Annotated in this window: 8 protein-coding genes; 5 read left to right on the top strand and 3 right to left on the bottom strand. The window is 63.7% G+C overall.

Translation table 11 applies throughout. The features are described from left to right. The first annotated feature begins 6 nt into the window (after nt 1-6). The 5 genes from pepN to PFU01S_RS17000 all read left to right on the top strand — a co-directional run bounded on the left by pepN (nt 7) and on the right by PFU01S_RS17000 (nt 7,830). Entirely contained in the window at nt 7-2,664 is a 2,658-nt protein-coding gene (gene pepN, locus PFU01S_RS16980) for an aminopeptidase N (protein WP_028688147.1), read from the top strand. A 281-nt stretch (nt 2,665-2,945) separates the two neighbouring features. Next, on the top strand, nt 2,946-3,971 hold the full coding sequence (locus tag PFU01S_RS16985) for a WD40/YVTN/BNR-like repeat-containing protein (RefSeq protein ID WP_027916514.1): 1,026 nt from the start codon (nt 2,946-2,948) through the stop codon (nt 3,969-3,971). A gap of 20 nt (nt 3,972-3,991) precedes the next feature. Then, nucleotides 3,992-6,367, top strand: a complete 2,376-nt coding sequence (locus tag PFU01S_RS16990) for an efflux RND transporter permease subunit (protein ID WP_028688148.1) — start codon at nt 3,992-3,994, stop codon at nt 6,365-6,367. Between the two features lie 76 nt (nt 6,368-6,443). Next, on the top strand, nt 6,444-6,734 hold the full coding sequence (locus PFU01S_RS16995; protein ID WP_027916516.1) for a DUF5629 family protein: 291 nt from the start codon (nt 6,444-6,446) through the stop codon (nt 6,732-6,734). After that, complete coding sequence (locus PFU01S_RS17000; protein ID WP_028688149.1) at nt 6,700-7,830, top strand: lactonase family protein; 1,131 nt, start codon at nt 6,700-6,702, stop codon at nt 7,828-7,830. Before PFU01S_RS16995 ends, PFU01S_RS17000 begins: the two co-directional genes overlap by 35 nt. 24 nt (nt 7,831-7,854) lie before the next feature. On the opposite strand, the gene PFU01S_RS17005 is transcribed toward PFU01S_RS17000, so the two are convergent. The 3 genes from PFU01S_RS17005 to PFU01S_RS17015 are packed head-to-tail and all read right to left on the bottom strand — an operon-like array spanning nt 7,855 to nt 13,321. Continuing rightward, complete coding sequence (locus tag PFU01S_RS17005) at nt 7,855-8,448, bottom strand: glutathione S-transferase (protein WP_028688150.1); 594 nt, start codon at nt 8,446-8,448, stop codon at nt 7,855-7,857. Continuing rightward, complete coding sequence (locus PFU01S_RS17010; protein WP_028688151.1) at nt 8,445-12,089, bottom strand: AAA family ATPase; 3,645 nt, start codon at nt 12,087-12,089, stop codon at nt 8,445-8,447. The genes PFU01S_RS17005 and PFU01S_RS17010 overlap by 4 nt, the downstream gene beginning before the upstream one ends. Continuing rightward, nucleotides 12,086-13,321 carry an exonuclease SbcCD subunit D C-terminal domain-containing protein gene (locus PFU01S_RS17015; RefSeq protein ID WP_028688152.1) on the bottom strand — a complete coding sequence of 412 codons (1,236 nt, stop codon included), beginning with the start codon at nt 13,319-13,321 and terminating at the stop codon, nt 12,086-12,088. The genes PFU01S_RS17010 and PFU01S_RS17015 overlap by 4 nt, the downstream gene beginning before the upstream one ends. Nucleotides 13,322-13,351 lie beyond the last annotated feature (30 nt).

Here is a 13,351-nt window from a genome sequence, read left to right on the forward strand (position 1 = left end):
CTGCAGATGCGTACCGAACAACCGCAAGTGATCCATCTTAAGGACTACAAGGCGCCTGAGTACCTGATCGACGAAACGCACCTGACCTTCGAGCTGTTCGAAGACCACACCCTGGTCCACGCGCAACTGATCATGCGCCGCAACCCGGTGCATGGGGGCGGCCTGCCTGCGCTGGTGCTCGACGGCCAGCAACTCGAGCTGGTGCGCGCCGCCCTCGACGATGAACCCTTGCAGGCCGGCGACTACCAGATCGACGCAGGCAGCCTGACCGTCCAGCCACGGGCAGCGCAATTCACCCTCGACACCACCGTCAAGATCCATCCGGAAACCAACACAGCGCTCGAGGGCCTGTACAAGTCCGGCAAGATGTTCTGCACCCAGTGCGAAGCCGAGGGTTTCCGCAAGATCACCTACTACCTCGATCGCCCCGATGTCATGAGCATCTTCACCACCACGGTGATCGCCGAACAGCATCGCTACCCGGTGCTGCTCTCCAACGGCAACCCGGTAGGCAGCGGCCCTGCCGAGGATGGCCGTCACTGGGCGACCTGGGAAGACCCGTTCATGAAGCCGGCGTACCTGTTCGCCCTGGTCGCAGGCGACCTGTGGTGCGTGGAAGACACCTTCACCCGCCAGTCGGGCCGTGATGTGACCCTGCGCATCTATGTCGAGCCGGAGAACATCGACAAGTGCAACCACGCCATGGTCAGCCTGAAGAAGTCCATGCGTTGGGACGAAGAGGTGTATGGCCGCGAGTACGACCTGGACATCTTCATGATCGTCGCGGTCAACGACTTCAACATGGGGGCCATGGAAAACAAAGGCCTTAACATCTTCAACTCCAGCTGCGTGCTGGCGCGCGCCGAAACGGCCACCGATGCCGCGCATCAGCGGGTCGAAGCCGTGGTGGCCCATGAGTACTTCCACAACTGGTCGGGCAACCGCGTCACCTGCCGCGACTGGTTCCAACTGTCGCTCAAGGAAGGCTTCACGGTGTTCCGCGATGCCGAGTTCAGCGCCGACATGAATTCACGCACCGTCAAGCGCATCGAGGACGTTGCCTACCTGCGCACCCATCAGTTCGCCGAGGATGCGGGCCCCATGGCCCACCCGGTGCGCCCGGACAGCTTCATCGAGATTTCCAACTTCTACACCCTGACCGTGTACGAAAAAGGCTCGGAAGTGGTACGCATGGTGCGCACGCTGCTGGGGGCCGAGGGCTTCCGCCAGGGCAGCGACCTGTACTTCGAGCGTCACGATGGGCAAGCGGTGACCACCGACGACTTCATCAAGGCGATGGAAGATGCCAACGGCGTCGACCTGACTCAGTTCAAGCGCTGGTACAGCCAGGCCGGTACGCCGCGCCTGGAGGTGAGCGATGCCTACGATGAAGCGGCGCGCACCTATAGCCTGACGTTCCGCCAGAGCTGCCCACCCACCCCAGACAAGGCCGAGAAGCTGCCCTTCGTGATTCCGGTCGAATTGGGCCTGCTCGATGCCCAGGGCAACGACCTGCCGCTGCAATTGGCGGGCGAGTCCTCGGCAGTGGGCAGCACCCGGGTGCTGTCGGTGACCGAGGCCGAGCAGACCTTCGTCTTCCAGGGTATTGAAGCGCGGCCGCTGCCGTCGCTGCTGCGCGGTTTCAGTGCCCCGGTCAAGCTGAGCTTCCCATACGACCGCGACCAGTTGATGTTCCTGATGCAGCACGACAGCGACGGCTTCAACCGTTGGGAAGCCGGTCAGCAACTGGCCGTTCAGGTGTTGCAGGAGCTGATCGGCCAGCACCAGCTTGGTCAGGCGCTGCAACTGGACCCGCGTCTGCTCAAGGCGTTGGATACGGTGCTGGGCGACACCTCGCTCGATGCTGCCATGGTGGCCGAAATGCTCTCGCTGCCAGGGGAGGGCTACCTGACCGAGATCAGCCAGGTGGCCGATGTGGACGCCATCCACGCAGCCCGCGAGTTCGCTCGCCGGCAAATTGCCGAGCACTTGTTCGAGCCGCTCTGGACGCGTTACCAGGCCAACCGCGCGGTCTCGCGTAACACCGCGTACGTTGCCTCTGCCGAGCACTTTGCTCGCCGAAGCCTGCAGAACATCGCCCTGTCGTACCTGATGCTCAGCGCCAAACCGCAGGTGCTGGAAGCGACCCTGGAGCAGTTCGAGCAGTGCGACAACATGACCGAGCGCCTCACGGCCCTGGCGGTGCTGGTCAACTCGCCCTTCGAGGCCGAGCGCGCCAAGGCCCTGGAAAGCTTTGCTGAACACTTCAAGGACAACCCCTTGGTCATGGACCAGTGGTTCAGCGTGCAGGCGGCCAGTACCTTGCCAGGTGGCTTGGCACGGGTGAAGGCGTTGATGCAACACCCGGCCTTCACCCTGAAGAACCCGAACAAGGTGCGCGCGGTGGTCGGCGCCTTTGCCGGCCAGAACCTGGTCAACTTCCATGCTGCCGATGGCTCCGGCTACCGCTTCCTGGCGGATCTGGTGATCGAGCTCAATGCGCTCAACCCGCAGATCGCCTCCCGGCAATTGGCGCCGCTGACCCGCTGGCGCAAGTATGACGCCGCCCGGCAGGCCCTGATGAAGGGTGAGCTGGAGCGGATTCTGGCCGCTGGTGAACTCTCCAGTGACGTGTACGAAGTCGTGAGTAAAAGCCTGGCATGACGCCCCGGGGGGCGCCTGATGGCCCCCCGATTTCGACTGCCGACGTTGTTACGCTGCACACGCAGCGCCTGCCGGGGAATCCTGTTCGCCTGCAGGCGCTGCATCTTCTGCGCATGAACCACGCGCCTTGCGCTGATAACAAAACATAACACCCCGCCCGTTGTGCTCCTCCAAATCCTCCCGTTACGATCACCGCACGCCCTTGCAGGCCTCTATTGCAGGCATTTGTGCGTTTCTGCAAGGTATTGACCCACCCAACAAAAATACAATCGGGGGCAGTCATGAGGAATTGGAGCAGGCGCGCTGGATGGCCGATGGCGGCCGCAGCAGTGCTCACCCTTGCACTGAGTGGATGGCAAGGCGCGCAGGCTGCGTCAGCCGATGAATACTCCACCGAATCGGCCAAAGCCAGTCAAAGGCTGTTGATCGACGCTGCCCATGCGGGCACGCGCGTGGTCGTGGTCGGCGACCGTGGCCATATCCTGTTCTCCGATGACCAGGGCAGCACCTGGACTCAGGCCCGCGTGCCAACCCGCCAGTTGCTGACGGCTGTCTTTTTCCTTGATGACAAGCGCGGTTGGGCCGTGGGCCACGATGCGCAGATCCTCGCCACCGGCGACGGCGGGGCGACCTGGAGCAAGCAGTTCGAAGACGTGTCGCGCGAAGCGCCCTTGCTCGACATTGTGTTCCTCGATGCCCAGCACGGCCTGGCCGTCGGCGCCTACGGCGCCTTGCTCGAAACCACGGACGGGGGCCAGCATTGGCAGGACGTGGCCGAGCGCCTCGACAACCCCGACCAGTTGCACCTCAATGCCATCACCCAGGTGCGTGACGCTGGTTTGTTCATCGTCGGGGAGCAGGGCAGCATGTACCGCTCCGAGGACAACGGGCAGCACTGGCAGAAAGTGGAAGGGCCTTACCAGGGGTCGCTGTTCGGCGTGATCGGCACTGCCCAGGCGCGTACCCTGCTGGCGTTCGGCTTGCGCGGCAACCTGCTGCGCTCCACCGACTTCGGCGACACCTGGCAATCGATCCCCTTGCAGGCTGCGCGAGGCGAGCTCGAATTCGGCCTGGCCGGTGCCACCTTGCTCGATGACGGCACCGTCGTGGTGGTCGGCAACGGCGGCAGCGTGTTGCGCAGCACCGATGCCGGCCAGACCTTCAGCGTCCACAACCGCCCGGACCGCATCGCCCTGTCCGGCGTCAGCGGCCTGCCCAACGGCGAGCTACTGCTGGTAGGGCAGGGCGGCGCCCACATCGCCAATGCCAAGGGGCTCGATGCCGCCGGCAGTGAGGCACAGCCATGAGCAGCCAGGAGCACATTCCCATGCAGCCGCATCATCAGGACAAAGCCACACTGCTCGAACGCCTGATCTTCAACAATCGGCCGGCGGTCATCATCCTCTGTGTGTTGGTCAGCCTCTTCCTGTTCTGGCAGGCCACGCAAATTCGCCCCTCCACCAGCTTCGAGAAAATGATCCCGTTGCAGCATCCGTTCATCGAACAGATGATGGAGCACCGCAACGACTTGGCCAACCTGGGCAACACCGTGCGCATCTCGGTCGAGGCGGTCAATGGCGACATCTTCGACAAAAACTACATGGAGACCCTGCGCCAGATCCACGACGAGGTGTTCTACATCCCAGGCGTCGATCGGGCCGGGCTCAAGTCGCTGTGGAGCCCGAGCGTGCGCTGGAGCGAAGTCACCGAGGAGGGGTTCTCCGGTGGCGAGGTGATTCCCAACACCTACGACGGCTCGCAGGCCAGCCTCGATACCCTGCGCGACAACGTGCTGCGGTCCGGGCAGATAGGGCGGCTGGTGGGCAACAACTTCAAATCCAGCATCATCGACGTGCCACTGCTGGAAAGTTACCCCGACTCACAGGACCCAGGGCGGGTGGTCAAGCTCGACTACCAGCAGTTCTCCCACTTGCTCGAAGAAAAGATTCGCGACAAGTTCCAGGCTCAGAACCCCAATGTGAAGGTGCATATCGTCGGGTTCGCGAAGAAGGTCGGTGACCTCATCGACGGGCTGGTCATGGTGGTGATGTTCTTCGGCATCGCCCTGCTGATCACCTGGGTGCTGCTGTACTGGTTCACCTGGTGCATCCGCAGCACCATCGCGGTGCTCATTACCACATTGGTGGCGGTGGTGTGGCAACTGGGGCTGATGCATGCGGTCGGCTTCGGCCTGGATCCGTATTCGATGCTGGTGCCGTTCCTGATCTTTGCCATCGGCATTTCCCACGGTGTGCAGAAAATCAACGGCATTGCCCTGCAATCGAGCGATGCAGACAACGCCCTGACGGCGGCCAGGCGCACGTTCCGGCAACTGTTCCTGCCAGGCATGATCGCCATTCTCGCCGATGCCGTGGGCTTCATCACCCTGTTGATCATCGACATCGGCGTGATCCGCGAACTTGCCATCGGTGCATCCATCGGCGTCGCGGTGATCGTCTTCACCAACCTGATTCTGCTGCCGGTGGCCATTTCCTATGTGGGTATCAGCAAGAAGGCCATCGAGCGCAGCAAGCGCGACGCCACCCGCGAGCACCCGTTCTGGCGGATGCTGTCGCGCTTTGCCAGCCCCAGAGTGGCGCCGGTTTCCATCGCCCTGGCCCTGGTCGCCTTCGCCGGGGGGCTGTGGTACAGCCAGAACCTGAAGATCGGCGACCTCGACCAGGGCGCACCGGAGCTGCGGCCCGACTCGCGCTACAACCAGGACAACAACTTCATCATCAGCAACTATTCCACCAGTTCCGATGTGCTGGTGATCATGGTCAAGACGGCCGCCGAGCAGTGTTCGGTGCATTCGACCCTGGCGCCGATCGACGAGCTGATGTGGACCATGGAAAACACGCCGGGTGTGCAGTCGGCCATTTCCCTGGTCAGCGTGTCCAAACAGGTGATCAAGGGCATGAACGAGGGTAGCCTCAAGTGGGAAACCCTCTCGCGCAACCCCGATGTCCTGAACAACTCCATCGCACGGGCCGATGGCCTGTACAACGGCGATTGCTCGCTGGCCCCGGTGCTGGTGTTTCTCAATGACCACAAGGCCGAGACCCTCGAGCGGGTGACGGCCGCTGCCAAGGCGTTTGCCGACAGCCACGACAGAGAAGGCTTGCAGTTCCTGCTGGCTGCCGGCAACGCCGGTATCGAAGCGGCCACCAACGAGGTGATCAAGTCGGCCGAATTGACCATTCTGATCCTGGTGTACCTGTGCGTGGCAGTCATGTGCCTGATCACCTTCCGTTCCTTCGCCGCGACCCTGTGCATCGTGCTGCCCTTGGTGTTGACCTCCGTGCTGGGCAACGCGCTGATGGCGTACATGGGCATCGGTGTCAAGGTGGCGACGCTGCCGGTGGTTGCGCTGGGGGTAGGCATTGGCGTGGACTACGGCATCTACATCTACAGCCGTCTGGAGAGCTTCCTGCGCGCCGGGTTGCCGCTGCAGGAAGCCTATTACCAGACGCTGCGCTCCACCGGCAAGGCGGTGCTGTTCACCGGCCTGTGCCTGGCCATCGGGGTATGTACCTGGATCTTCTCGGCGATCAAGTTCCAGGCGGACATGGGCCTGATGCTGACCTTCATGCTGTTGTGGAACATGTTCGGTGCGCTGTGGCTACTGCCGGCGCTGGCGCGGTTCCTGATCAAGCCCGAGAAGATGGCAGGCAAGGCGGGGGGCTCGATTTTCGCCCATTGAAACGACCGGGCGTTGCGCGGCCATGGGGGTATAATGCAGGGCTTTTCCACATGCAATGTCCCGTACAGGTACCCCCATGTCACCACTTGCCAGCGCCTTGCAACACTGCGACATGCTTCTGATAGACGGCCTTCACGCGTTCGATTTCACCTGCGACGAGCAGGGCCTTGCCATCGAATGTATGGACGGCCGCCAACTGCGGCGTTGGGTATTCACCGCCGCGCAGGTCGATGCGGCCAGTAAAGAAGTGAACGACTGGCGCATCTGCACTGCCGAAGGTGAGCACCGACTGATCTGTCTGGATGCATTTCGCGCACCGGAAGAAGAAGACCATGAACCGGACCTGGAAGACTCTGCTGACCGCTAGCTGCATGACCCTGACCTACACTGCCCAGGCTGCCACTCTGCTGGTTGGCACCTACACAGACGGTGCCAGCCAAGGCATCTACCGCTACGCCTTCGACAGCGAAGCCGGCACAATCCGCCCCGAACCGCTGCAGGTGGTAGAGAGCGTCAGCCCCTCGTGGCTGGTGCTTTCCGAAGACAAGCGCCTGCTGTTTGCCGTCAATGAAACCGCAGACGGTCACGTCAGCGCATTCAACATTGCCAGCGATGGGAGTGTACGCCTGCTCGATCAAAAGCCCAGCCAGGGCGACGAGCCGACCCACGCCAGCCTCAGCCAGGACCAGCGTTATCTGTTCGTGGCCAACTACGCGGTCGACCCCGACCCAGGCGGCGGCCTTTCGGTGTTGCCAGTCGACAGGCAAGGCGCCTTGCAGTCGGTGGTCCAGCAGGTGCGTCATCAAGCCAGTGGGGTCAACCCCGAGCGGCAGGCCAGTGCCCATGTCCATTCGGTGGTGCCGTCTCCAGACGGCCAGCATGTCTATGCCAGCGACCTGGGTGCAGACAAGGTGTTCGTCTACCGCTACGACGGGGCGAGCACGAAAAAGCCACTGACCCCGTCCCAGCCTGCCTCGGTGTCGTTGCCTGCGGGCAGTGGGCCACGGCATTTGCTGTTCGACGCCAGCGGCAAACATGCCTACCTGACCTTGGAAATGCATGCCGAAGTGGTGGTGTTCGATATCCAGGAGGGCAACCTGATCGAACGTCAGCGTCTGCCATTGACCGAACGCCAGGAGGCGGCTGCCAAGGCAGGCGCGGGCCTGCACCTGTCGGCGGACGGTCGCTTTCTGTACGTCAGCAACCGCGGCACGGCCAATGAGATCGTCGTGTTCAGCGTGGGCAAGCAGGATGGACGGTTGGCGTTGGTGCAACGTCGCTCGGTCGAAGGTGACCACCCCCGTGAATTCGCGCTGGACCCCACTGACAAGTTCCTGCTGGTTGCCAATCAGAAGAGCAACCAGATCAAGGTCATGCGCCGCGATCCGCTCACGGGCAAGCTGGGGGAAACGGTACAGACCTTCGATCAGCCGGCACCGTCGGACCTGAAGTTCATACGATGACGTTCAAGCGGTACGGCGCTTGAATCACTTGGCCATAATGGCCTTGAACACGTCCGAGGCCAACCAGCCTTGCAGCCAACCACGAACCCTCGGATAGGGGGCTGTGGCAAACCAGTCGGGCTGGACTGCGGCAAACTGCCGGATCAGCGGCAACAGGGCGGCATCAGCGATGCTCGGGTGATCGGCCAACAGGTAGGGGCGGTTTTGCAGCAGGTGCTCCAGATGCTCCAGCCAGGGGTGCGTAGCGTCGCGGTAGTCGTGCTGTGACTGCTGGGGATACCGCTCGGCATACTTGTACAGGTTCACCTGGGCCTTGAAGGTGGTGTCGTTCACGGCGATCAGTGCATCGGCTTGCTGCGCCGCTTCGGGCGAGCTCGACAGGCGCCAGTCTTGCGGGTCGTTCTGCGCCAGTGCCCAGCGCATGATATCCAGGCTTTCATCGATTACCTGATCTCCGGTGTCCAGCACCGGGACGGTGCCCTTGGGTGACAGTGCCAGCAGGGCGGCGGGTTTGTGCTTCATGGCCACCTCCTGCACGGTCACCTCGCAGCCGGCATAGCGCAACGCAAGCCGGGCACGCATGGCCCAAGGGCAGCGGCGAAACGAATAGAGGATCAACCGCACACCTCAACGTCACTCAAGCCGTTGCCCAGGCGCCGGACTTGAATCTGCACCGGTATGCGTTCATGCATTTCCTGCACGTGGGAAATCACAGCCACTTTGCGACCTTGGGCCTGCAAGCCGTCCAACGCATCCATGGCCAGTTGCAAGGACTCGGGATCGAGGCTGCCGAAGCCTTCGTCGATGAACAGCGACTCGATGCGCAAGGTGCTCGATGCCATCGAGGCAAGCCCCAGGGCCAGGGCCAGGGAAACCAGGAAGGTCTCACCGCCTGACAGCGAGTGCACCGAGCGCAGTTCATCGCCCATTTCGGTGTCCAGTACCAGTAACCCCAGCGCACTGCCGCCGCGCTTGAGCCGATAGCGCCGCGCCAGTTGACGCAGCTGAGCGTTGGCATGGTGCAGCAGCAGATCGAGGTTGTAGCCCTGGGCGATCTTGCGGAACACGTCCCCCGAAGCCGAGCCGATTAGACCACTGAGCCGCGCCCAGCGCTGCCACTGCTGTCGGGCTTGCTCCATCTGCTCGGCCAGGGCCTGCGAGGCGTGCTGTCGCCGCTGGTCATCCGCCTGTTGGGCCCGCAGCTCGGCGCAGGTCTGCTCGTGAACGACCAGACGCTCACGCAGTTCGAGCAGCGCCTGGTCCACAGCCTGGACCGAAGTGTCCAGCGTGATCAGCGCCGCGTGCTGGTGCAGGCGCTGCTCGCGTTCCTGAAGCAGCACACGGCTCTGCTCGAGGGTTTTTTCAGCGCCCTGCAGGCGCTGGCGCAGTTCACCGACCTGAGTGTCGTCCATGGCCAGCAGGCGATCGAGCCCTGTATCGTCCAGCTCCGGGTGCGCGTCGCGCCACTGGGCGATCTGATCATGCAGCTGCCTGGCTTCTTGCTCCAGCGCCTGCAACTGCTCGGTGCTGGCCTTGAGCTCACCGGCCACTTGCACAGCCTGGGTATGCAAGCCTTGCAGGCGCTGGGCGAGGTCCGCCTCGACCGCGCGCGCGTGCTCCAGCGCGGTGTCCATGTGCTGTTGCCAGGCCTCGGCACTGATGTGCTCGCCCAGTAATTGCGCGAGCATGGCCATTGCGTGCTGGCGCTGCTCCTCCAAGGCTCTGAGCTGCTCACCAAGCTGCGCGAGGCGTTGCACACGCACCTGGTGTTGATCGTGCAGTTTGTCCAGCTGGACCTGGCGGGCTTGCTGTTCTTCCAGCTCATCGTTGCGTTGGTCGAGCTGGTGCAGGCGCTGGGCGATCTGTTGGTCGAGGGCAAGAAACGCATTGGCCGGATCGTCTTGCAGGGCCTTGAGCGCTTCGTCGGGCAGTACCCCGGCCAAGTCCGCGAGCCCTTGCTGAAGGAGGCGCTCGTCGTTTTCCAGTGCCAGGTGCTGTTGCTCCAGATGGCGCTGCGCTTGTTGGTGCGCGTCCTGGGCGGCTTGCAGCTGCTGGTTGAGGCGAGCGGCCTCTTTTTGCAGGGTGAGCAAGGCCCGCTGGCGCGTCTCGTCGTTGCCGATTTCGGTATCCAGGCGCCGTAGTTGGCCGTCGAGCCAGCTGCTGCGGGCATGATCGTCCTGGGGTGCCAATGCAGGCCAGAGGGCGTGCTCATGAAGCTGCGCGACCAAAGGCTGCAAGTGTTCGTCCAATACCGGCAGCTGTTGCTGATAGTCCTTGAGCTGGGCATTGACCACCCCTAGCTGGGTGCGCAGTTCCACCAGGCGCGTATTGAGCGCTGTGACCTGACGCTGGGCAGCCGCTTCTTCGGCCTGGTCATGTTCGCCCAGGCTTTGCAGCAACACCTCGGGTTGGTGGAACGGGTGTTCGGCGCTGCCGCACACCGGGCAGGGCTCGCCGCCCCGCAGTTGCTCACGCAGGGCTTGGACCGTGGTGTTGCGGGCCAGCCGCTGGCGCTCCAGCAGTTGGCGCGTCAGGTTCAGTGCCTGCTCGGCGCTTTCCAGCTCAGCCTTGGCGGCCGTGCCTTCGCCGATCAGGCGCTGGCGCTCGACCATGGCTTGCTGCTGACGTTCACGCAGGGTGGCCTGTTGCTGATGCAACTCAAGCACGCGGGCGTGTACAAGCGTCAATTGCTCCACGGCGCGATGCTGCTTGCGGTTGTCCTGCAGCATGCTGCCGAGCAGGTCGATTTGTTCTGCCAGGGCGTCGGGCTGCGCCTTGGCTTCCCGGAACAGGGCGTCATGGGCGTCGCGTTCGGCCTGAAGGTGCGCAGTGGCCTGGCTGGCTTGAGCCTGCAGGCCGGGCAGTTCCTCGCGGCCTTTGCCCAGGCGGCCGCCGATCAGCATCACCTGCTTGAGCTGCGGCAGATAGGCATGCCACGCGCTGGCCAGCCCGGCCAGGTGCTGGCTGTGGGCCAACGCCGTGTCGATCTGGGCCAGTTGCTGTTGACTGCGTTCTTGGCTGGCGTGCAGTTGCTGCAACTGCTGTTGGGCCTCAGCCACCTGATGTTCGGCCTGCTGGCTGTCGCTGCGCTGGACGGCCAGTTGCTGATCGAGCCGGGCCAAGTTGTCCTGGGCCGTGAAGGCTTGACGCAGCAAGGGACCGGCGTCGCTATGGGCGGCCTGGGCGGCGGTCAACGCAAGACGGGCTGTTTCCAGCGCCTGCTGCTGCTCGGCCGTACGCTGCTGCAGCTCGGCGAGCTGCCGGGTGTGTTCGTCAAGTTTGGCGGTGATCGGCGCGCGCTGCGCTGCCAGTGCCTGCTGGCGGTGAAACTGATGGCGCTGCGGGGCAAGACGCTCAAGGCGCGCCAGGTCCAGGCGCGGCTCGGCCAAGGCTTGCCAGTCCTGCTCGGCAGCCTCCAGGGCAGTGCGGGCCTGCGCGTGCTGGGCTTGAAGCTGCTCCTGCTCGATCAACCCGCTGCGTTGCTGCTCCAGCTGTCGCTCGCCAGCCTGGTCGGCTTTGAGCTGGTGCTGCGCCTGTTCCAGGCGTTGGTCCAGTTCGGCGCGGGCGTCTACTGGCATGGGCAACAGGTGGCTAGCTCGCTCTTTCAAGGCGGCATGCGCCTCGCCGGCCTCGCGGGCTCGGGCAAACGCCCGTTGGCCCAGCCGCGAATAGATCGAGGTGTTGGTCAGTTTCTCCAGCAGTTCGCTGCGCTCGCGGTCGTCGGCCTTGAGAAACGCGCTGAACTCGCTTTGCGCCAGCATCACGGCGCGGGTGAACTGTTCGAAGTTAAGGCCCAGGCGCGTCTCGATCAGCTGCTTGTATTCGTTCTTGCCGCTGCCCAGCACCTGCTCGCTGTCCAGGTCGTAGAAGCTCTGGCGGCTGAGCTGGAGTTTGCCATTGGCCTTCTCGCGGGCGCGGTTCGCTTCCCAGCGCGCCCGGTAGCGGCGCCCGTCCACGCCGACGAAATCCACCTCGGCAAAGCCACTGCCGGTACCGCGGCGCAGCAGGTTGCGCGGGTCCGAGGTGGGTATCTCGCCATCGCCGTCCGGCACCTTGGCCTCACGGCCGATGTCATTCAGGCGTGGCACCGTACCGAACAGCGCCAGGCACAGCGCGTCGAGCAGGGTGCTTTTACCCGCCCCCGTGGGGCCGGTGATGGCAAACAGACCCGCGCCTGCCAGGGGCTCCTGGGTGAAGTCGATATCGATCGGGCCCGCCAGCGATGCCAGGTTCTTCAGGCGAATGGCAAGAATCTTCATGGTTGCTCTTCTTCGTGCTGTACGTCCTGCAGCAGCAGGGCGAAATCGGCCAGCGTCTGCTCATCGGCAGGGTCGCCATAGGCTTGCGCCCAGGCACGGCTGAACAGGTCTTGCGGGGTCATCTGGGCCAGCTCGACGAACGCCGGGCCTTCGTCATCGGCCGTTCGGCCGGCGTACTCGGCACCTATGCGAATCAACCGTACCGCCTTTTCGTGCAGGGCGGTTTCGATCTGCTGGCGCAGGTCGGGCTGCGGCTCGTTCAGCACGACGCGCACCTCCAGCCAAGGCTGGCGGTTGGGATCATCGAGCAGGTCCACCACCGGTAAGTCGGCCAGTTGCGTCAGGACCTCGTCAAGTGGGGCCGGCCCTATGCGTTGCAACGGCACCGCACGCGGAACTGGGCGAGCCTCGACACTGGCCAGCGCCGCGCCGTCGAAGGTGACTTCCAGCACCTGGTGGGGGTAGTTCACCTCGGCAAACGACAACGGGATGGGCGACCCGCTGTAGCGGATCCGTTCTTCGCGATTGACCTTCTGGGGCTTGTGCAGGTGGCCCAGGGCGACGTAGCTGATGGCTTTGTCGAAGAGCTTGGCCGGCAATGCCTCGGCGTTGCCGATGATCAGGCTGCGCTCGGAGTCTTCGGAGACCGCACCGCCGGCCATGTGGGCGTGGCTGATGGCGATCAGCGCCTGGTCCTTGCGCTGCCTGGCCTGTGCGGCGGCGATCAGTTGCTGGTGGACCCGGGTGATGCCTTGCAGGTAGTCGTCGCCCAGTTGCAGGCCGGTCACCTCCGCCGGCCGCAGGAACGGCAAGGCCAGGCACCAGGCGGTCACCTTGCCGCGCGCGTTGGTCAGCGGAATCAGCAGCCGCTCGACATCCAGTTGTCCATCGTCCAGCCAGTGCACACGGCCCAGTGCATGGGTGCGCAGGCGGCGCATCAAGGGTGCAGGCAGCTCGATGCGCGAGCCGGAGTCGTGGTTGCCGGCGATCATCACGATGTCGAGTTTCGGCTGCTGTTCGTGGGCCCTGACGATGAAATCGTACAAGCGCTCCTGGGCTTTGACCGGCGGGTTGACGGTGTCGAAGACGTCGCCTGCGATCAACAGCGCATCAGGCTGGCGCAGGTGCAGCTGGCCGAGCAACCACTCGAGGAAGCAGGCGTGTTCGAAGTCGCGTTCCTGGCCATGGAGACTTTGGCCTAGGTGCCAATCGGAAGTGTGAAACAGACGCATGGATGACCTGTGGGTATGAAGTCGGGCGAG

The sequence above is a fragment of the Pseudomonas fulva NBRC 16637 = DSM 17717 genome (genome assembly GCF_000730565.1).
Lineage (GTDB): Bacteria > Pseudomonadota > Gammaproteobacteria > Pseudomonadales > Pseudomonadaceae > Aquipseudomonas > Aquipseudomonas fulva.

Excerpts from the sequence above, each read along its gene's own strand:
- pepN (WP_028688147.1), top strand. The coding sequence starts at position 7 with ATGCGTACCGAACAACCGCAAGTGATCCATCTTAAGGACTACAAGGCG.
- PFU01S_RS16995 (WP_027916516.1), top strand. The coding sequence starts at position 6,444 with ATGTCACCACTTGCCAGCGCCTTGCAACACTGCGACATGCTTCTGATA.
- PFU01S_RS17000 (WP_028688149.1), top strand. The coding sequence starts at position 6,700 with ATGAACCGGACCTGGAAGACTCTGCTGACCGCTAGCTGCATGACCCTG.
- PFU01S_RS17015 (WP_028688152.1), bottom strand. The coding sequence starts at position 13,321 with ATGCGTCTGTTTCACACTTCCGATTGGCACCTAGGCCAAAGTCTCCAT.
- PFU01S_RS16990 (WP_028688148.1), top strand. The coding sequence starts at position 3,992 with ATGCAGCCGCATCATCAGGACAAAGCCACACTGCTCGAACGCCTGATC.
- PFU01S_RS16985 (WP_027916514.1), top strand. The coding sequence starts at position 2,946 with ATGAGGAATTGGAGCAGGCGCGCTGGATGGCCGATGGCGGCCGCAGCA.
- PFU01S_RS17010 (WP_028688151.1), bottom strand. The coding sequence starts at position 12,089 with ATGAAGATTCTTGCCATTCGCCTGAAGAACCTGGCATCGCTGGCGGGC.